15 protein-coding genes are annotated in these 19,268 nt (G+C 68.6%); 5 read left to right on the forward strand and 10 right to left on the reverse strand.

Annotated elements, in window-relative coordinates; translation table 11 throughout:
- Positions 1–134: 134 nt before the first annotated feature.
- A complete protein-coding gene (ppdK, locus tag ACTQ49_RS07225) occupies positions 135–2,783 on the forward strand; it encodes a pyruvate, phosphate dikinase (RefSeq protein WP_441827173.1) in 2,649 nt (882 codons plus the stop codon).
- A gap of 186 nt (positions 2,784–2,969) precedes the next feature.
- A complete protein-coding gene (locus ACTQ49_RS07230) occupies positions 2,970–3,383 on the forward strand; it encodes a citrate lyase holo-[acyl-carrier protein] synthase (RefSeq protein ID WP_441827174.1) in 414 nt (137 codons plus the stop codon).
- Between the two features lie 135 nt (positions 3,384–3,518).
- Here the strand turns inward: ACTQ49_RS07230 and dcd are convergent, their stop codons facing one another.
- Together dcd and ACTQ49_RS07240 are read right to left on the reverse strand one after the other, a co-directional pair.
- The gene (gene dcd / locus ACTQ49_RS07235) at positions 3,519–4,097 is read right to left on the reverse strand and encodes a dCTP deaminase (RefSeq protein WP_441827175.1); all 579 of its coding nucleotides are present in this window, start codon (positions 4,095–4,097) and stop codon (positions 3,519–3,521) included.
- Between the two features lie 9 nt (positions 4,098–4,106).
- Complete coding sequence (locus tag ACTQ49_RS07240) at positions 4,107–5,951, reverse strand: glycoside hydrolase family 127 protein (protein ID WP_441827176.1); 1,845 nt, start codon at positions 5,949–5,951, stop codon at positions 4,107–4,109.
- Between the two features lie 296 nt (positions 5,952–6,247).
- Between ACTQ49_RS07240 and ACTQ49_RS07245 the strand changes: the two genes are divergently transcribed.
- Entirely contained in the window at positions 6,248–6,415 is a 168-nt protein-coding gene (locus ACTQ49_RS07245; protein WP_441827177.1) for a hypothetical protein, read from the forward strand.
- Between the two features lie 145 nt (positions 6,416–6,560).
- On the opposite strand, the gene deoC is transcribed toward ACTQ49_RS07245, so the two are convergent.
- Positions 6,561–7,226 (reverse strand): deoxyribose-phosphate aldolase, encoded by a 666-nt coding sequence (deoC, locus tag ACTQ49_RS07250; RefSeq protein WP_441827178.1) that lies wholly within the window; start codon positions 7,224–7,226, stop codon positions 6,561–6,563.
- 609 nt (positions 7,227–7,835) lie between these two features.
- Between deoC and ACTQ49_RS07255 the strand changes: the two genes are divergently transcribed.
- Positions 7,836–9,119, forward strand: coding sequence for a hypothetical protein (locus ACTQ49_RS07255; RefSeq protein ID WP_441827179.1), 1,284 nt, complete (start codon positions 7,836–7,838; stop codon positions 9,117–9,119).
- 117 nt (positions 9,120–9,236) lie between these two features.
- Here the strand turns inward: ACTQ49_RS07255 and ACTQ49_RS07260 are convergent, their stop codons facing one another.
- The 3 genes from ACTQ49_RS07260 to ACTQ49_RS07270 all read right to left on the reverse strand — a co-directional run bounded on the left by ACTQ49_RS07260 (position 9,237) and on the right by ACTQ49_RS07270 (position 12,014).
- Positions 9,237–10,703, reverse strand: a complete 1,467-nt coding sequence (locus ACTQ49_RS07260; protein ID WP_441827180.1) for a sensor histidine kinase — start codon at positions 10,701–10,703, stop codon at positions 9,237–9,239.
- A gap of 7 nt (positions 10,704–10,710) precedes the next feature.
- Complete coding sequence (locus ACTQ49_RS07265) at positions 10,711–11,448, reverse strand: response regulator transcription factor (RefSeq protein WP_441827181.1); 738 nt, start codon at positions 11,446–11,448, stop codon at positions 10,711–10,713.
- Between the two features lie 110 nt (positions 11,449–11,558).
- Positions 11,559–12,014 carry a DoxX family protein gene (locus tag ACTQ49_RS07270; protein WP_441827182.1) on the reverse strand — a complete coding sequence of 152 codons (456 nt, stop codon included), beginning with the start codon at positions 12,012–12,014 and terminating at the stop codon, positions 11,559–11,561.
- An 86-nt stretch (positions 12,015–12,100) separates the two neighbouring features.
- On the opposite strand from ACTQ49_RS07270, the gene ACTQ49_RS07275 reads away from it, so the two are divergent.
- Positions 12,101–12,844: a YaaA family protein gene (locus tag ACTQ49_RS07275; RefSeq protein WP_441827183.1), complete on the forward strand. Its 744-nt coding sequence runs from the start codon at positions 12,101–12,103 to the stop codon at positions 12,842–12,844.
- 134 nt (positions 12,845–12,978) lie between these two features.
- On the opposite strand, the gene ACTQ49_RS07280 is transcribed toward ACTQ49_RS07275, so the two are convergent.
- From ACTQ49_RS07280 to ACTQ49_RS07295, 4 genes are all read right to left on the reverse strand, one after another.
- On the reverse strand, positions 12,979–13,725 hold the full coding sequence (locus ACTQ49_RS07280; protein WP_441827184.1) for a hypothetical protein: 747 nt from the start codon (positions 13,723–13,725) through the stop codon (positions 12,979–12,981).
- A gap of 120 nt (positions 13,726–13,845) precedes the next feature.
- On the reverse strand, positions 13,846–15,243 hold the full coding sequence (locus tag ACTQ49_RS07285) for a threonine/serine ThrE exporter family protein (protein WP_441827185.1): 1,398 nt from the start codon (positions 15,241–15,243) through the stop codon (positions 13,846–13,848).
- The gene (locus ACTQ49_RS07290) at positions 15,236–16,684 is read right to left on the reverse strand and encodes a threonine/serine ThrE exporter family protein (RefSeq protein WP_441827186.1); all 1,449 of its coding nucleotides are present in this window, start codon (positions 16,682–16,684) and stop codon (positions 15,236–15,238) included. The genes ACTQ49_RS07285 and ACTQ49_RS07290 overlap by 8 nt, the downstream gene beginning before the upstream one ends.
- 139 nt (positions 16,685–16,823) lie before the next feature.
- A complete protein-coding gene (locus ACTQ49_RS07295; RefSeq protein WP_441827187.1) occupies positions 16,824–18,974 on the reverse strand; it encodes a beta-glucosidase in 2,151 nt (716 codons plus the stop codon).
- Between the last annotated feature and the right edge of the window lie 294 nt (positions 18,975–19,268).

The raw sequence follows: 19,268 nt of genomic DNA on the forward strand, positions 1-19,268 counted from the left end.
GTCGTCGACGAGCGGCCAGGGCGACGGCAAGAACCTCCCCGCCTGTGGGTGGGGCACAACTGAACATGACCTCGGGTAATGACCCACAGGGTGGCCGCGGGCCATCCGGAGCACGGAACCAAAGGAGATTCCACGTGACCGAGAAGTACATCTACGACCTGCACGAGGGCGACGCCACCATGCGCAACCTGCTGGGCGGCAAGGGTGCAGGCGTGGCCGAGATGGCCAAGGTTGGCGTGCCCGTCCCCGATGCCTTCACCGTGACCACCACGGCCAGCGTCGAGACGATGAAGCGCGGCGGCCAGTGGCCCGAGGAGCTGGCTGGTCAGGTGGCAGAGGCCCTCAAGCGTCTCGAGGAGCGCACGGGCCGCGTGCTGGGCGGCAAGGACAAGCCGCTGCTGCTGAGCGTCCGTTCGGGAGCCGTGGTCTCCATGCCCGGCATGATGGACACCATCCTCAACCTGGGCATCAGCGACGAGACGGTCCCGGCCATCGTGGAGGAGTCCGGCAACGAGCGCTTCGCGTGGGACTGCTACCGCCGCTTCATCCAGATGTACGGCGAGGTGGTGGAGGGCGTCGATGCCCACGCCTACGAGGACGCGCTGACCAACATGAAGGACCGCAAGGGGGTCCAGCAGGACACCGAGCTGAGCGCCGACGACCTCAAGGAGCTGGTTGAGGAGTTCAAGCAGATCAGCAATGACGCCCTGGGCGGCGAGTGGACCACCGACCCCGTCGAGCAGCTGAACCGCGCCATCAATGCCGTCTTCAAGAGCTGGCTCAACCCGCGCGCCGACGTCTACCGCAAGGCCAACGGCATCTCGGCTGACTACGGCACCGCCGTCAATGTGATGCAGATGGTCTTCGGCAACCGAGGTGAGACGTCGGCCACCGGTGTGTGCTTCACCCGCAACCCGTCCACTGGTGCCAATGAGCTCTACGGTGAGTTCCTGGTCAATGCCCAGGGCGAGGACGTGGTCGCGGGTATCCGTACTCCGCGCCCGCTGGCCGAAATGCAGGAAGTCCTGCCCGAGGCCTACCAGCAACTCATCGACACGATGAAGAAGATGGAGCTGCACTACAGGGACATGCAGGACATGGAGTTCACCATCGAGAATGGCAAGCTCTACCTGCTGCAGACCCGCAACGGCAAGCGCACCGCCGCCGCCGCGCTGAAGGTGGCCAGTGACCTCGTCGACGAGGGGGTCATCGACAAGACCGAGGCGCTCAACCGCATCGAACCCGCCCAGCTCGACCAGTTGCTGCACCCGGCCATCGACCCGAACCATGGCCGCACGGCCATTGCGAAGGGCCTGCCCGCCAGCCCCGGCGCCGCGGTCGGTGAGATCGTCTTCGACGCCGAGGTGGCCGCCGAGCGCGGTGGCAGGGGCGAGCCCATCGTCCTGGTGCGGTTCGAGACCACCCCGGATGACATCGCCGGCGTTATCGTCTGCCAGGGCATCCTCACGGCCCACGGTGGCATGACCTCGCACGCCGCGGTCGTGGCGCGTGGCATGGGCAAGCCCTGCGTCGCCGGCGCCGCGGGCATCAAGATCGACCCCGTCGCCAAGACGCTCACGATCGGTGAGACGGTCTTCAACGAGGGCGACGTGATCACCCTCAATGGCTCCACTGGTGAGGTCTTCGGTGAGGCCCTCGAACTGATCCCGCCGCAGATCAACGAAGACTTTCAGAAGGTCGTCGGGTGGGCCGACGAGGTGCGCACCATGGGTGTGCGCGCCAACGCCGAGACCTTCGAGGACGCCAGCAAGGCCCGCGAGCTGGGCGCCGAGGGCATCGGGCTGTGCCGCACCGAGCACATGTTCTTCGGCGCCGACCGTCTGCCTGCGGTGCGCGAGATGATCACCGCCGACAATTCCGAGCAGCGAGCCGCCGCCCTGGAGAAGATCCTGCCCATGCAGCAGGCGGACTTCGAAGCGGTCTTCACGGCCATGAAGGGCCTGCCGGTCACCGTCCGCCTGCTGGACCCGCCGCTCCACGAATTCCTGCCGAACCTGGTGGAGCAGAGCCTCCTGGTGCAGAAGCTGGAGCTCACCGGAGCACCCGCTGCGGAGCTGGAGGAGGCCCGCAAGGTGCTCGGCCAGGTGAAGAAGCTGCACGAGCAGAACCCCATGCTGGGCACCCGTGGCTGCCGTCTGGCCATGCTGTACCCGGAGATCCCGGACATGCAGGCACGCGCCATCATCCGCGCAGCCCTGGCCGTCCTGGAACGTGAGGGCGAGACCATCGGCATCGAGATCATGATCCCGCTGGTTGCGCTGCCGGCCGAGCTCAAGAAGCAGCGCGCCATCGTCGACGCGGCGGTCAAGGAGGAGTTCGAGAAGGCCGGCAAGGATCTGCCGTACACGATCGGCACGATGATCGAGCTGCCGCGCGCCGCGATGGTGGCCGACCAGATCGCCGAGCATGCCGACTTCTACTCCTTCGGCACCAATGACCTCACACAGACCACCATCGGAATCAGCCGTGACGATGCCGAGAACGGCTTCCTCACCGACTACGTGGTGGACGGTGTGCTGCCGAAGAATCCGTTCGAGTCCATCGACGTCGACGGAGTCGGCGCCGTGGTGCGTACGGGCGTGGAGAAGGGCCGTTCCGCCAAGGCCGACCTGAAGTGCGGCGTCTGCGGTGAGCACGGTGGTGACCCGGACTCGATCGACTTCTTCCAGTCGGTGGGCCTTAACTACGTCTCCTGCTCGCCCTTCCGCGTGCCGATCGCCCGCTTCGCCGCGGCCAAGGCAGCGATGGCGCAGCAGAAGTGATTCCCGGCCCCTGAGCTTGTGAAGGGGCCCGACGGCATGGCCCCGTTCTCCCCTTGGGAGGGCGGGGCCATCGTCGTGTCCGGGTGCAGGGCGTGTGGCAGGGTGGAAGCGGCGAGCCCAACCCCGCAGTTCCCCAACCCCAGCAGTCCCCAAAACCAGCAGTCCCAACCCCAAGGAGGCAGAGGCGTGGACGTACGTCGAGCAGGTCTGGACCTGGCCGAGGAACACGGCATGCATGCCGTGGTGGTGCTGGTGGAAGGGGGACTGGAAACCGAGCATCTGCAGCGGTTGCTGGCTGAGGCCACCCAGGAAGTGCAGGCGATGGCCGAGTCCGAGGGGTGGCCCGTCTGGTGGTTGGAGCAGGACGAGCACGGCTCGGTGGTGGTTCTGGACGGTCTGGCCATGGAGGTCAAGCAGGCCCTGGTGGATCTGGAGGAGAGTCACCCCTTGGGGCAGTGGTGGAATCTGGACCTCGTCACCGTGCTGCCCGACGGCGAGGTGGGGGAGTGGCACCGTTCGCCGATGCGCCCGGAGCCGCGCAGGGCGCCCTCCCCAGAGGCGCTGCAAGAGGCGCTGGCCGCTCTGGAAACCGACTCCTGACGGTCTCCGCGGGCTGGTCGCCCGTCCTGGTCCGACTTGTTGTCGCGAGACGAGCGAAAGTCGGACCAGGACGAGTGACCAGATCAATCCCGGGGTGTGCGGACGGAGCTTGGGCGAGGGGTGTGCGGGGGCTGCTCAGTCCAGGGGCGTGCGGTGGAAGCGCTCGTGGGAGCGGGACGGCGTCGGGCCCCGCTGGCCCTGGTAGTGGGAGCCGGCGGCGGATGAGCCATAGGGGTGTTCGGCCGGGGAACTGAGCTGGAAGAAGCACAGCTGGCCAATCTTCATCCCGGGATACAGCAGGATCGGGAGCGTCGCCATGTTGGACAGCTCCAGGGTGACATGGCCGTCGAAACCCGGGTCAATGAAGCCCGCCGTCGAATGTGTGAGCAGGCCCAGACGCCCCAGAGAACTCTTCCCCTCCAGTCTTGCAGCGATGTCATCACCCAGCGCCACGCGCTCCCAGGTGGCGCCCAGGACGAACTCGCCGGGGTGCAGGACGAAGGGTTCGTCACCCGCCACGACCACCTCGCGGGTGAGCTCAGCCTGCTCGGCCGCCGGATCGATCACCGGGTAGCGGTGGTTCTCGAAGACTCGGAAGACCTTGTCCAGACGCACGTCGACGCTGGACGGTTGCACCATCGCCCCGTCCCAGGGGTCGAGCCGGATGCGGCCCGACTCGACCCCGGAACGGATGTCGCGATCACTCAGCAGCATGGGCGCTGGTCAGATCGTCGGCAGCCAGACGCGCATCGGGCTGGTGCCGCGATTGCCCCAGGTGCTGTAGGGAACCAGGGTGGTCTCGCGGACCTCGGCGTCGACGGCGATCATCGTGTGCGAGTACAACGCCTGCGGCTTGCGGCGGAAGTTGGCCGGCACCTTGATCACGGGCAGCTGGCCGTCCTCTGCGGGCAGCACCTCGGCCTCGGTCTGGAAGACCAGGTTCTCGATCTGCGGGTTGTCGACACCCTCGGCGCAGTAGACCACCGGGCCGCGCAGCAGGGCGCGGCAGCCACGCACGGCGTCGACACGCGGGTGTGCGTAGACGAAGCGGGCCGGCATCTGGAAGTCGATCGTGACGTCGAAACCCTCCACCAGCGGCTGGTCGTAGTAGCCGTCGACCACCAGGGCCGAACGACCGTTGTACTGGTGCTTCTCGCACCACGACGGGACGCGCATGCGCAGCCGCGCCCCGTGCACCGGGGTGCCCTCAAGGCGGATCTTGATCCGGCCGCTGTTCGGGTAGTCGGTCTCGATGACCAGGCGGCCCTCACCGATCTCGGACGGGAGGTCGATGCTGCCGTCGAACCACTGCTGGATGGACAGCGTCTTGCCGCTGACGGTAGCGGCGTAGGCGCCGATGCTGGCGATCAGGCGGGTGAGGCTGGTGGGGCCGGTGGAGTGGTTCAGCCATTCGGCGCGCTCGATGCGGTTGTTGTCCTCGTCGCGCTGGCGCGAGCGGACCTGCAGCGGGTTGGAGCTGAAGAACTTGGTGCCCTCGGTGCTGACGGCGGCCGGCAGGGCGTTGTACAGCACCTTCTCGATCGCGTCGGCGTAGCGGACATTGCCGGTCAGCTGCAGCAGGCGTTGGTTGACGTAGACGTCGGCGACGCTCGCGGAGGTCTCGGCGTAGGCGCGCGAGGCCGGCAGTTCGTAGGGGGCTCCGAAGGACTCGTCGAAGTGACGCGAACCCAGGCCGCCTGTGACGTACAGCTTGGTCAGGTGTGCGCTCTCCCAGCGGGCGACGAGCGCCTTGCGCAGCTCGGCGTCCTCCGGGGTGTGGGCCACGACGTCGGCCACCGACGCGTCCAGGTACTGCTGGCGCACTGCGTGGCCCAGGGCCTCCACGGCCTCACGGACCGGCTCGTGGTCCTGGAAGAAGATCGGCCCCAGGACGCCACTGCGCATGGTGTTCTGGCCCCGGCGGTCGAGCAGTGCGCGGGCGGTCTCCAGGTAGGACTTCTCCTCGGTCTCGCGGTAGAACTCCACCAGGGCGCCCTCGACGCCGGCGTGGCCGTCGTAGCCGTCCTTGTCGGGGCCGAACTCCCGCACCACGAGGTCTGCCCACTTGCGTGCGATGGCCATCAGGCGCTCGCCGCGGCCGATGCGGTTGAAGGCGACGGCGGTCTTGAGCAGGTGGCCGCCGGTGAACAGTTCCATCCCCATGGCGGCATCGCTGAAGTGCTCGTAGCCGCCCAGCTGCTGACCCCAGGAGTTCAGGTAGCCGTCCTCCTCCTGGACGGCCTCGAGGAGGTCGATGCACTCGTCGACGAAGCCGTCGAATTCCTGCGTCCCGGTACGGGCGATCTCCCAGGCGATCGCCTCCAGGGTCATGTGGATCTCGGCGTCGCTGTTGGGATTGCCGATGTGCTGCGCCTCGACGCCGTCGCGGAGGTTGCGCAGGTTCTGCACCGACGTCTCCTGCAGCTTGCCGATGACGTGGGGCAGGGTGGCGGAGGTGTTGCGCGCCTGCAGGCGACCCAACCAGCCCGTCTCGCTCGGGTGAACGCTCGTGAGGGCGATGGGAGTCTGGGCTCCACTGAACATGGCCGGGGTTGCTTGGTGCGGCATGGGTGCTACCTCCATGGCGTGGTGACGCCTGATCGCTGGGATTCGAACTGTCAGGGCCCAGCCTATGAGAAGCGCGGTGCGTGTGCTGGCGGCTCGTGCCACTTGGACCATGCTTCCGGCTGATCGTCTGGACGGAAGCTGAAGGGGAGCTTTGTCGGTGCGCGCGCCACAGGCGTGGCGCCCTGAAGCCCGGCTGAGCAGGTGCCACTCGAGTCGCAATCTGAGTTGGACGGTCGAACAATTGTCCCGTCGGACACTCCCCCGTGGCCGACGGGAACAACGAGTGGAGACCCCCGATGATGGTGATGATGGCCCTCCTGGCCGCACTGTGGTTGACGGCACTTGTGGTGGTGGCCGGCGCGGACGCGCCCAAGCCCGACATCGCGCGTGCGCTCAGCTCTGACGAGACGATCGTCCGCACGCCCCAGCGCGATGCGGCACGTGACGCCCAGGCAGTCGCCTGAGGCCGACCACACCGGGCAAGCGCCCGGAACAGCAGCCCGAAATCAGGCGGGGCCGCGGCAGCAGCCGCGACCCCGCCTGCTCATCTGTGCACGCCGGCTTCGGTCGGCTGGACATGTGGCAGGCTGAACATGTTGCAGGGGCAGATCAGTCGGGCGCACCCGCAAGGATCGCCGCACTGGCCGAGACACCGAGGCGGGTTGCTCCCGCCTCCACCATGGCGACCGCCGTCTCCCAGTCGCGGATGCCCCCAGAGGCCTTCACGCCCAGTCGGCCGCCCACCGTGCGGGCCATCAGCTCGACGGCGTGCACGGTGGCCCCGCCCGTCGGGTGGAATCCCGTCGACGTCTTCACATAGTCGGCGCCGGCGGCCTCGGCGGCCTCGCATGCGGCGACGATCTCGTCGTCGGTGAGCGCGCCCGACTCGATGATCACCTTCAGTACCCGCGGGCTCGGCACCTCGGCCTTGACCGCCGCGATCTCCTCGCGGACCTGGTCTGCCAGGCCAGCCTTCAGCAGGCCGATGTCAATCACCATGTCCACCTCGTCCGCGCCACTGGCCACGGCCTCGCGGGCCTCGGCGGCCTTGATGGCGGCGCTGTGCTTGCCCGACGGGAAACCGCATACCGTCGCCAGCTTCACCTCACCGAGATCCTGCACGGTCGGAACCATGTTGGGCGAGATGCAGATGGAGTAGGTGCCGAGCTCGCGAGCCTCGGCAGCCAGGGCGTTGACCTCCTCGGCCGTCGCGTCCGTCTTGAGCAGCGTGTGGTCCATCATCTTCGCCATGCTGGCGCGGGTCAGGTCTGTCATGTGTCCAGCCTACGGGCCATCGGGTGGAGCGGGCTCGTGCCTTGCCTCTGCCTGACCGTGCGCTGTGGTGGACCGGGGACCTGCCACCATGTACTCCGGGAGCCCACTAGTCTGGGTAGCGTGACTGACCAAGAACGTACTGCTCATGAGAGGTTCGGCCGCCCGCGTGGCGTCGATCCTGAGCGGGTTCCGGGGGGACGTTCTGGCGATGACACGCTGAGTGACCACGGCCAGCCGGCCGAGCCTGCGCAGGCGCGTCCTGCGAGGCCGCGCCGCGCCGCCTTGGACCCGAATGAGGAATCTCCCGTCGCGCCGCCAGGCGCGTGGAGCTCGCCCAGCGACACTGCCGATCCCGTCTCCCCGCCGAACCGCTCGGGCCGGATCTCCCTGCCTCCTGCCCGCGACTGGCGTGGCACCAGCAAACGCACCCGCCCTGCGGATGATCCTGCGGGCCGGGCCGCTGGCCCGACGCGAGGTGTGGACGTTTCAGGCGACGAATTGTCCGCCCCGTCCCGCGGCGCGGACAGCTCTGTTTCGCCGTCCAGTCCCAGTGCCTCGGCTGCTCCTGGCGGTGCCACGAGCGGTCGGCGCGAGACCCAGGGCGACGGCATGGACCTCTTCCGACGTCCCTCCCGTGGGGTGACCGAGGACATTGCACCGGCCGCCGCTGCCGGTGCAGCAGCAGCGCGGCAGGCCCGGGAGCACGAGCCTGCCCCGCGGACACCTGCCCCGACGACGCCCGTGCCGCCGGCCGCGGCCTCGCGCAGCCGTTCCGCGTCGGCGGGATCACCGTCGCTGCGGCAGGTCTTCGGCGACCCGAGCCATTTCGACGAGGCCACCACCGTCGACGAGGGTGGTCCGTGGGATCCCAACGAGAAGTCGAAGGGCGCCACGCGCCGCTGGCCCTGGCTGGTGGGCCTGCTGGTGCTGGCACTCGCCGGGGGTGGCTGGTGGCTCTCCGGACGGGACGAAGAGCCGGCTGTTCCGATGGCGCCCGGTACTGGCTCTGCCTCGGCCTCGCCCTCGCAGGCGGCCAAGGAGGAGAAGGTTCCCTCGGTGCTGGAGGTGCCCGGGCCCGGCACGGTCGAGTCCGTCCGCAAGCACCTGCAGGACGAGGGTTTCACCTGCGAATCCGAGGGGCAGCCCGGCATCGACTCCTGGCTGTGCACCCATTACACCAGGAACCCGGCGATGATGGCCTATGTGGGCGGCGCCCACGGCAAGCGGGTTGGCCGCGTCGGCCTCAATGTCCAGGATGGTCCGGGCGGCAGTAATCCCAAGGCGCTGGCGCTGCAGGAATGGCTCGCCTCCCAGGTGGTGGCCAAGGACGGCCAGCAGAAGGACCTGTTGGCCGCCGTGCGCAAGGGCAATGAGGAACGTTATGCCGAAACCCAGCAGGGCCCGGTGGTGGCCCGCGGCAGCGCCGACGGCTCCTTGGTGCTGTTCGTCAACGGGTGGGTGCCGGACCGGGCGGCCCCTGTCTACCTCCTGCCGGCCAAGCCGCTGGAGCAGGGCTTCAAGGACCTCGGCTACGAATGCGGAGACCCCGGAGACCAGGTGACCTGCACACGCAGCGAGAAGGGCTTCACCTACACCGTCGACTACCGCACAGAGGGGACCGAGGTGTCCTACCTGAAGGTCAAGACCGCCTCCGACAGCGGCGCCTCGGTGGTCAATGCCGCCGCCGGTGAGGTGAGGGCCGTCACCGGCCTCTTCCAGCAGGGCAAGGCCCTGCAGAAGTGGCTGGACAACCACGAGAAGAGCACTGCCGGCGCCACCGGATTCCAGGACGGAATGGCCCTGGACTGGTACCCGGGCTCCTCGCAGGGAGGGGCCGCGGCGGTCTTCTACCTGCGGCAGTCCTGCTGGACCGACACCGTGGAGTCGTGCTGACCGGCAATCCGTGAACGCCTTCCGCGACGATGCCCGCCTCCACAGTCGTGGGGCGGGCATCGTGCTGTCCGGGATGCCACCGGCCCGGCGACGACCCGAGTGCTCACCTCGACGCTGTCAGGCCAGGGGCAGGCGGAGGATGAAGGCGGTGTGGCCGGGCCGCGAGTCCAGTGTCACCGATCCGCCGTGGGCCTCCATCACGGCGGCCACGATCGCCAGGCCCAGTCCGGTTGACCCCTCCATGCTGTGGGCGCGCGCGGTGTCGGCGCGCGCGAAGCGTTCGAAGACCACGTCCCGCACCGACTCGTCGACGCCGGGGCCGTCGTCGACCACGCTGATCAGCGCGGCCTGCCCGTCGATGCGGACGCTCGTTTCCACGTGGGTTCCTGCCGGGGTGTGCTTGCGGGCATTGGCCAGCAGGTTCGCCACCACCTGGTGCAGCTTCTGCTGGTCGGCGCGTGCCACCACCGCCTCATCCGGCAGGCTGACACTCCACTCGTGCGTCGGGCCGGACACCTGGGCGTCGCTGACGGCATTCACCACCAGGTCCACCACGTCGACGGGTGCCAGCTCCAGCGTCGGGTCATCGTCCAGCCGGGCCAGGAGCAGCATGTCCTCGACGAGCCGGCTCATCCGTTCGCTCTCCGCCTCGATCCGGCCCATCGCGAATCGCGTGTCGGGCGGCAAGTCGTCCCGTCCTCGACGGGTCAGCTCGGAATAGCCACGGATCGACGCCAGTGGGTTGCGCAGCTCATGGCTGGCATCCGCGACGAAGCGACGCACCTTCGTCTCCGACCGTTGCCGGCTGGCCAGCGCACCCTCGACATTCTCCAGCATGTGGTTCAGGGCGAATCCCACGCGGCCAACCTCATGGGTGGGGTCGGCGTCGGCGGGGGAGACTCGCACCGGCAGGGCGACCTCGCCCCGATCCAGCGCCAGACCGGAGACCTCGGTGGCTGTCGTTGCCAGCCGGTTCAGCGGCCGCAGAGCGCTGGTGACCAGCTTCTTGGCCAGCACCACCGCGGCCAGCAGGGCGGCGGCCGTCAGGGCCAGCTCGGTCACCACCAGCTGCCGCAGCGAGCGGTTCACGACGCCCAGCGGCAGTGCGACCACCTGCGTGCCATAGGTCGTCGCGCGGCTGGCGACGCGATAGTCCTGGCCCAGCTCGTCGATGTGCATCGTCACCGGCGTCTCGCTGCGCACCGCGCCCAGCTGTTGGACGATCGCCGTGGCGAGCTCCTGGGAGTCCTCGGCCAGGATTCGCCCCTCGCGGCCAGAGGAGGAGACCATCAGGACGATCTGCCCCACCTCGGTGCCGGGCGGGGTGCGGCCGCCGAAGGTCTTGCGGTCATCGTCGAAGAAGCGCTCGGGGCGCTGGAGCGCCACCGCCAATTTCTGGTCGACGGTGGCGACCAGCTGGTGGCGCACGGCGAGCGTCGACGCCGCTCCCAACAGCAGGGAGAGCAGCATCACCAGCGCCGCCACGCGCACGACGAGCTTTCGGGCGAGAGTTCCCCGTCCCAACTGTGGCAGGGGAGCCAGGGCCACGGGGTCTCCGGTCGGTTCCGGCCAGGCGGTGCTCACGGATGGCTCACTCGGCCGTGGGCCGCAGCACATAGCCGGCCCCGCGCATCGTGTGGATCATCGGGGCGCGGCCATGGTCGATCTTCTTGCGCAGGTAACTGATGTAGAGCTCCACCACATTGGCCTGCCCGCCGAAGTCGTAGTTCCACACTCGATCCAGGATCTGCGCCTTGCTCAGCACCCGACGGGGATTGCGCATCAGGTAGCGCAGCAGCTCGAACTCCGTGGCCGTCAGCATGATCTCGTCGCCGCCTCGGGTGACCTCGTGCGAGTCCTCGTCCAGGGTGAGGTCTCCCACCACGAGCAGGGAGTCATTCTGCGGGGCAGTGGCACCGCTGCGCCGCAGCAGGGCGCGCAGCCGGGCAATCAGTTCCTCCAGGCTGAAGGGCTTGGTGACATAGTCGTCGCCGCCCACGGTGAGGCCGTGGATCCGGTCTGCGACGGCGTCCTTGGCGGTGAGGAAGATGACCGGGACGTCAGGCTGTTCGGCGCGGATGCGACGCATCACCTCCAGCCCGTCGAAGTCCGGCAGCATCATGTCCAGGACGACGGCATCGGGGCGGACCTCACGTGCCGTGCGCACCGCCTCGGTGCCCGAGGCCGCGGTGCTGACCTCCCAGCCCTCGTAGCGCATCGCCATGCCCAACAACTCGGTGATGCTGGGCTCGTCGTCGACGCTCAGGATGCGGATGGGGGAGCCGTCGGGGCGGGTGAGCTGCTCGTCGTGTGCGTCGAATCGTGCCATGGCTACAGCTTGCTATCGGCGCCGTGGTTTGTCCTGTGGGCTCACTGTGTGGAACCTGTGAAGTGTGTCAGCGGTGGAGAGTTCTCACGGCTGCTGGCGACGGGCGACTGTCAGGGGATGTCGCGGACCGCGATCCGCTCGTTGTCCTCGGTGTGACGCCCGAAGACCAGGGCATCGAGGCCGGCCCGGCCGGATCCGAAGGTGGTCAGCAGCAGGGCGAGTCCGGCCTGGACGGCGTTGAACTCCCAGCCGTCGTGGTGGATGTAGAGACCATTGCCCCACTTGATCCAGACGATGATGAGGATGTTCATCACCAACAGGGTGAGCGCCACCAGCGGCACCAGCAGGCCGAAGACCAGCATCACGCCCCCCAGCGCCTCCAGCGCGAGGGTGCCCCAGGCCAGCAGGTATGGCTGGGGAACGTCGAAGGCCTGCAGGTGCGCGATCTCCGCATGCATGCCCACGGTGTGCCAGCGATGCCAGGCGTGGGCGATGAGCAGCAGACCGAAGCCGATCCGCACGGCCAACAGGCTCATCGACTGCAGGAAACTGATGAACGACCTCATGTCGCAACTCTAGGGCCGACGGCTGCGATCCGGGCGCGGCGCGCTCGCCCTGCGGCCCCCGACGCGGATCTGGTGAGATGGACCCCATGCTCATCCTCCTGCCACCCAGCGAGGGCAAGGCGACGGCACGTCGCGGCCGCCCAATGGACCTCGACGCGTTGGGCCTTGCCCAGCTGAATCCGGCGCGGCACCAGGTACTCCAGGCCCTGGCAGCCGTGAGCGGACGTGAGGACGCGCTGCAGGTGCTGAAGGTGGGGGCCAGTCTGACCGAGGAGGTGGCGGCGAACACCCGGGTGATGACGGCGCCGGCCCTGCGCGCCCGCGACCTGTACACCGGCGTGCTGTACGACGCGCTGGACCTTCCCTCCCTCTCCTCGGCGGACTCGCGGCGTGCCACCCACCGGCTGCTGGTGGTCAGTGCTGCCCACGGTGCCCTGCGGCTCAATGATCGGGTGAGCCCCTACCGGTTGGCGATGGACGTGGACCTGCCGGGTGTGGGCCCGCTGGCCCGGTTCTGGGCGCCCCTGCTGGCGCAGGCGCTGCCCGGTGAGGTCGGAGCCGGCATCGTCGTCGACTGCCGCTCTGCCAGTTATCGCAGCGCGTGGAAGCCGACCCCCGAGCTGGCCGAGCGTTGGGTGGTGGTGGATGTTCCCGGCGCCTCCCACTGGGCCAAGCACACCCGCGGACTGGTGGCCCGTCGTCTCTGCCAGACCGACGTGGTGAAGCGCCCCAGCCAGCTGCCCGAGGCGCTGGGCAGCGGCTTCGCCGTGGAGCTGGTCATGCCGGAACGCGCCGGACGTCCCTGGACGGCGCTGGTCACGGCCCGCTGACCGGCTCGTGACAGCTGACCGGCTCGTGACACCTGACCGGCTCGTGACAAGGGCCGGCCGGGTGGGGAACCCGGCCGGCCAACCGCGGCCGCGAAAGGGGAGAGGTGCATGCCGTGGTGTCTCGTGGCGAAGGCTCAGGCAGGCGTCTCGCTGGACGAGGCGCTGGGCTGCGTGTCCGTGGAGCCCTGATCCTGCTGGCCCTGGTTCTGCTGGCCCTTGCCCTGCTGGTTCCGGCCTCCCATGCCGCGATCGCCGCCGGTGCGCACGTCGACGGTCTTGAGATCCTTGCTGACCTCGACCATGACGGGGGAGCCGTCCTTGGTGCCCCTGACGTCGAAGGAACCGTCGGGATCCTTCTGGACGCTCTCCACGGTCACGGTCGAATCCTTGGCCTTGACGGCCTCGGTCACCTGGGTCGTCTCGGCATCGGTCGCATCGGTGTGCTCGTGCCCGCCGGGGCCACCCTTGCCGCCGCGTCCACCGCGGTCGCCGGGGGTGTGCTCGGTGACGGTCTTGAGGTCCTTGCTCACCTCATAGCCAGCACGGTCGCCGTCCTTGGTGCCCATCACGTGGTAGGCGCCCTGGTCATCCTTCATCACGCGCTCGACGGTGAAGTCGGCGTCCTTGGCGGTCACGGCCTCGCTGACCTTCGTCAGCTCGTCGCCGGTCACCTCGGTGCCGCGCATCGGGCCGCCACCGCGCTCGCACCCCTCACGATCCGTGCCCTGGTCGGTGCCCTGGCTGCCGGTGCTGGCGCTGGGGGTGGGCGACGCGGTGGTGCTGTCGGCATTGGCGCTCAGGCCCAGCATGGCCCCACCGCCGATCACCAGGCCGGCGACCGCGGCGCTGGCGAGCCGGACGGCATTCTTCGTGTCAGTCATTGGTTCCTCCTGTTGTCTGCGGTGGGCTCTCCACCGGACACCAAGAACTCTGCTCGCGCAGTCTGGGGCATCGCTGTCGCGAACTTGTCAGGACCCTGTGAATCTCGCTTCGAGCCGGCCTCAACCGTGCGCCTGCTCCACCAGGGCAAAGCGCTGCGACGAGTCACCGGCCCGGCGACGATACAGCGCCAGCGCCGCCAGCATCGCGCCAAAGCTGGTGCCTGCCGCCAGGCCAACCGCCACATAGGCGGAACCCAGCAGCAACCAGGTGGCACTCGTCGGATCCTCCTCCGTGATGGCGAAGACGCCGCGGTACAGCATCATGCCGGGCATCAGGGGAGCGACGGCCGTCGTGGTCAGCGCCAGCAGAGGCAGGTGCAGCCAGTGCACCAGGATGCGGGCAGTGAACCCCACCACCAGGGCCGCGATGCCCACCCTGGCCGGATGCGACGGGGTGATCCAGCCGGCCGCCAGGTAGGTGACCCACAGGAGCACCCCCAGCGCCGTGGTGGTGGCCAGGGCACGGGCGCGCATCATGAACCGCACCCCGAAGGCCAGCGCGACCAGACCGGAACAGACCAGCTGCGCCCAGACATTCGGGTTCTGACTGGCGCTCGGCTCCAGCTGTGCCGTCACCCCCAGACTGCGGCCCAGCCACAGCGTGGTGACCAGCCCCAGGACGATCCCGCCGGTGGTCACGAGCACCTCCACGGACCGCGCACCAGCGCCCAGGAAACTCCCGTCGATGGCGTCACCGGCGGCGGCCACGGTGCCCATGCCCGCCAGCAGGGAGACCATCCCGGCGGCAATCACCAGCGACGGGTCCATCGGCGGCAGATTCCAGGGCGCCCAGTGCGGCAGCGCCAGCACCACCAGCGCCAGGGTGGTTGGGATCGCGGCACACACCGCCGTCGTGAAGAAGACCCCCAGCGTCCACTGCTCCAGCCGGCGTCGGGCCACGTCCACCAGGATGGTGGAGCCCGCCGAGACCAGCAGGTCCATCGGGCTGCCACCCAGCAGCAAGCCGATTGCTGCGCCCAGGACGCCCGCCGCCAGCAGTCGGAACCACCGCGGATGCTCGAAGGGGGCCGCGGCAATGTGGTTCAGCCGGGCTGTGGCCGTCTCAAGGTCAAGGCTGCCGCCCTGGACCTCCCGAACCAGACCCTCCACCCGTGCCAGACGGTCATAGTCGGTCTGGTCCGGCGCCACCGATCGGATGATCGTGATGGGCGTGGTCAGGGCAGCCGGCTCATAGCTGAGCAGGATGCGTGAATAGGTGACGTCGAGGTGCACGGGCAAGCTGAAGGAGGAGGCCACTCGTCGCACCAGGGACTCCGTCCGGGCAGCGCTGGAGCCTGATGAGAGGGCCAGCTCTCCCACCCGCACCGCCAGCTCCGTGATGGCGCGGGCCCGGGGCGGGTTGACCTCGCCGTCATCCACGAGATCCAACTCCGAGGAGGCGGTCTCCAGGCGATTCGACACCGGCCCGGGACGGACCTCGTCGGTCCCGTCAGCCACGTCGACGCCTGACATTCGACCCGTCGCCATTGGCCCTGATCGGTCGCTGCACCGTTCCCTTGGTGGCCAGACGCAGGCCGGTATTGCTCAATGCCGAACCGAAGCTGGTGCCCACCGCCAGGCAGGCACCGGTCATGAGGCACTTCAGCAGCAGCGTCTGGGCGTCCTCACCAGGTGTGGGGATGCTGCCGGGAACCTCGGGGATGTCCGAGACCAGGGCAAAGATGCCGCGGTACAGCAGCAGGCCGGGCATCAGCGGGGCGATGCCGGTGCTGACCAGCGCCACCAAGGGGATGCGCAGCGGCGTGGTCACCAGGCGGGCCAGCAGTCCGATCATCAGGGCAGCCAGACCCGCACGGCCCGGGGCCGATGTGGTCAGGGCAGCTGCACCCATGTAGGCCAGCTGGGCCACCACCCCCATCGCCGTCGCAGCCAGGGCCGAACGCGGCCCCATGTTGCACAGGATCCCGAAGCTGGCGGCAATGACGCCGGCGGAGACCAGCTGCGCCAGGGGCGTTGCACTGAACCCGCCAATCGGAGCCAGATAGCTGGGCACGCCCAGCCACAGCCCCAGGGAGAGGGTGGCGACCAGCCCCAGCACGATGCCGGAGGTCAGCACGAAGACCTCCACGGCCCGGCTGCCAGCGCTCATGTAGTAGGCGTCGATGGCATCTCCGGCAGCGGTGACGATGCCCAGCCCGGCCAGGAGCGGCACCATGCCGGCGGCCACCACCAGACCAGGCGAAGCCATCTGCAGCCCGTCGGGCAGGTAGGCGCGGCCGTACATGACCAGGAGCCCCACCATTGCGGCCATCGCGGCGGCGCTGGCCTGAGTGAAGAAGGTGTTCATCCCGCGCCGGTCCATGTTGCTGCGCACCAGCTCCACCAGGAAGGTGGTGATCATGGCGATGATGACATCGGACTGGTTGCCGCCCAGCAGCATCGCCACCCCGCCACCCATCAGGGCCGCGGCGGCCTGCATCACCCAGCCGCGGTAGGTGCGCGGTTCGCGTCGGATGTTGTGCAGCCGCGTGTACATCACCTCGATCTCCAGCTCTTCCCGGGTCATCGTCTGGATCAGGTTCTCCACCCGGGTCAGCTGGTCGTAGTCGATCGAGCCGGGCTTGACCATCCGCATCACGGTGATCGGATCGCTGGCGGACGACGGTTCATAGCTGATGGTGATGCGCGTGTAGGTGATGTCCACCTGGGCAGGCAGTCCGTAGAAACGGCAGATCGACAGCACCAGCCGGGTGGCGCGAGCCGCGGTGGCCCCCGACGACAGCATCATGGCCGCGGCCCGCATCGACAATGCGACGATGGCCCGAGCACGCGCAGCTTCCACGTCCAGCTCGTCGACGTGGGCCTCTTCACGTCGCTTGCTGCGGTAGGCCTGGGCCATCGAGCGCGAGGCCCGGGCCAGGCTGGTGCTTGCCGGCATTGCTGTCCTGTCGTGCTGGGTCCAAGAGGCAGACCCATTGGTATCACGCAGGACCCGGTGACCGAAATGCCCGGGGCAATGACTTTCGCCATGCCCCGGGCGCTCGGTGGAAGACCTTGTCAGGTGCCCTTCAGCGAGGTCACCTGAGGGTCACCGTCTCCTCCAACGGCGTGTCATCGGCACTGGTTCCCACCAGGACCCGGACATCGCCGCGAGCCAGCACGAAGTCGTGCTCCGCGTCGCTCCACACGCTGAAGGGATGGTTGGTGGCGGCCGGATCCACCAGCACCTCCACCTGCTGGGTCTGGCCCGGTTCCAGGTGCACCTTGGCAAAGCCCACCAGACGCTTGGGCGGCTGGCCCACGCCGGGCACGCCCAGGTAGACCTGCACCACCTCGGCGCCCGCCACCGGGCCCGTGTTGGTCACCGTCGCGCGGACGGCCAGTGGAGCCGATCCGTCGAAGTCCGAGACTTCCAGCCCGTCGACGCTGAAGGTGGTGTAGCTCAACCCGAAACCGAAGCCGAACAACGGCTCGATGCCCTGCGCCTGGTGCCAGCGGTAGCCCACCTCCAGCCGTTCGCTGTAGCGGATCGTGGGCCAGCCCTCACCCTCGTCGACGCCGGGGTAGCGCTCAGGGTTGCTGGCGTAGATCGTGTCAGCCTCGCTGGCGGGGTAGGTGGTGGGCAGCTTGCCCGACGGGTTCACCACGCCCCACAACAGGTCGGCCACCACGTGACCGTCTTCCGCGCCCTGGTTCCAGGCCTCCAGGACGGCGGTGGCGCGGTCCAGCCAGGGCATCAGCACCGGGCTGGAGTCCTTCAGCACCACGATCGTGCCGGGCTTGACCTCCAGCAGGGCCTCGACAATCCGGTCCTGCTCGTCGGGCAGGGAGAGGTTGGGGCGGTCGGCGCCCTCGGTGGCCACCAGACCCACCATGGCGATCACGGTGTCGGCCTCCTGGGCGGCGGCGACGGCTTCGGTCAGGTTCGACAGGTCGCGCGCCACGGTGAACTTCTCCACCGTGCTGCTGGAACCCAACGAGGCCAGCACATCGCGCATGCCATCCACAGGCGTGACGGTGTACAGGGGATCGACGTGGGAGGACCCTCCGCCGCCCTGGCAGGCATCATCCAGGTAGGCGCTCTGGCCCACCAGCAGAACCTTGCCGGCCTCCACGGGCAGCGGCAGGGCTTTGTCCTCGTTCTTGAGCAGCACGGCCGTCTGGGCGCCGATCCGACGGGAGGTGGCGCCGTGGGCTGCCGCGTCGATCTCCCCGGGAGCGTAGGGGCGCTCGAACTGCCCGAAGCGGAACATCTGGGTAAAGCGGCGCACCAGTGCGCGGTCGACGGTCTGGATCTCCAGCGACGTGTCGTTGAGCGCCGCCTTCACGTTGTCCTCGTTCAGCCACTTGGCGTCGGGCATCTCGTGGTCCATGCCGGCGCCCAGACTGGCGGCGGCGCTGCGGCAGCTCCAGAAGTCGGACTGGACATAGCCGTCGAAGCCCCACTCCTTGCGGAGCACCGTGTCCAGCGTGTACCGATTCTCCGTCGCGTAGGTGCCACGCACGCGGTTGTAGGCGCTCATGATGGCTGCGATCTCGCCGTCCTTGACCAGCATCTCGAAGGGCAGCAGGTAGAGCTCCCGCAGCGTCTGCTCGTCCACCTCCACATTGGTGCGGAAACGCTCGAGCTCCTGGTCATTGACCACATAGTGCTTGCCCATGGCAATGACGTCGTGGGCCTGGATGGCCCGGGTCACCTCGACGCCCATCACCCCGGACAGGTACGGGTCCTCACTGAAGTACTCGAAGTTGCGGCCGGCGATGCCGGTGCGGTGCAGGCAAACTCCCGGGCCCTCCAGCACGTGCTGGCCGAGCGTCGCGGTCTCGGATCCGATGATGTCGCCATAGGCGCGGGCCAGTTCGGGATCGAAGCCAGCAGCCAGCGCGATGGTCATGGGCAGGCTGGTGGCCTTGGGGGAGGGCGTCCCGTCGCCCATTCCGACACCCACCGGACCATTGGTGATGCGGAAACGAGGGATCCCCAGCTCGTCGATGGCGGCCACGTGGCGTTCGACCCGGATCTGGGCGGCCAGCTGCTCCATCTCCTCGGCCGTCGTGGCCTGGGTGGCCATGCCATAGATGTCGATCGTCTCCATGGCGCCGTGCAACTGGGCGATCTTCTGCTCCAGGGTCATGGCGGAAACCAGTGCCTTGGCCCGTTCGCGTGGGCTCAGGGAGGTGTTCTGCCAGGGGCGCTCGGTTGGGGTGGGCGGAGTGCTCTCGCTCATCTGTGCTCCATTGCTCGACGACGGCACCAGCGGGCGATCGGCGGTTCCGCGACGCTGGCTGGGCGATGTTTCTCCACCCTAGGGATGGCCCGGGGCCGGGGCCAGTGGTTGCTCAGGGTTGCTGCGAGCTCGCGTGGGTTTTGGGCGGGGGTCGTGGTGGCGCGTGGGTTTGGGCGAGGGGTCGTGGCGGCGCGTGGGTTTGGGCGAGGGGTCGTGGCGGCGCGTGGGTTTGGTGCGTGCGCGTGTGTTGTACCCGTCGCGGGGTGCGTGAACCCACGCGTGGTGCCTGAATCC

Source organism: Luteococcus sp. Sow4_B9 (assembly GCF_052116585.1).
Taxonomy (GTDB): Bacteria; Actinomycetota; Actinomycetes; order Propionibacteriales; family Propionibacteriaceae; genus Luteococcus.

Coding starts and splice junctions, on each gene's coding strand:
- ACTQ49_RS07270 (WP_441827182.1), bottom strand. CDS start 12,014: ATGAGGTCGTTCATCAGTTTCCTGCAGTCGATGAGCCTGTTGGCCGTG.
- ACTQ49_RS07255 (WP_441827179.1), top strand. CDS start 7,836: ATGGACCTCTTCCGACGTCCCTCCCGTGGGGTGACCGAGGACATTGCA.
- ACTQ49_RS07290 (WP_441827186.1), bottom strand. CDS start 16,684: ATGCCGGCAAGCACCAGCCTGGCCCGGGCCTCGCGCTCGATGGCCCAG.
- ACTQ49_RS07245 (WP_441827177.1), top strand. CDS start 6,248: ATGATGGTGATGATGGCCCTCCTGGCCGCACTGTGGTTGACGGCACTT.
- ACTQ49_RS07275 (WP_441827183.1), top strand. CDS start 12,101: ATGCTCATCCTCCTGCCACCCAGCGAGGGCAAGGCGACGGCACGTCGC.
- ACTQ49_RS07295 (WP_441827187.1), bottom strand. CDS start 18,974: ATGAGCGAGAGCACTCCGCCCACCCCAACCGAGCGCCCCTGGCAGAAC.
- ACTQ49_RS07280 (WP_441827184.1), bottom strand. CDS start 13,725: ATGACTGACACGAAGAATGCCGTCCGGCTCGCCAGCGCCGCGGTCGCC.
- ACTQ49_RS07240 (WP_441827176.1), bottom strand. CDS start 5,951: ATGCCGCACCAAGCAACCCCGGCCATGTTCAGTGGAGCCCAGACTCCC.
- dcd (WP_441827175.1), bottom strand. CDS start 4,097: ATGCTGCTGAGTGATCGCGACATCCGTTCCGGGGTCGAGTCGGGCCGC.
- ACTQ49_RS07265 (WP_441827181.1), bottom strand. CDS start 11,448: ATGGCACGATTCGACGCACACGACGAGCAGCTCACCCGCCCCGACGGC.
- deoC (WP_441827178.1), bottom strand. CDS start 7,226: ATGACAGACCTGACCCGCGCCAGCATGGCGAAGATGATGGACCACACG.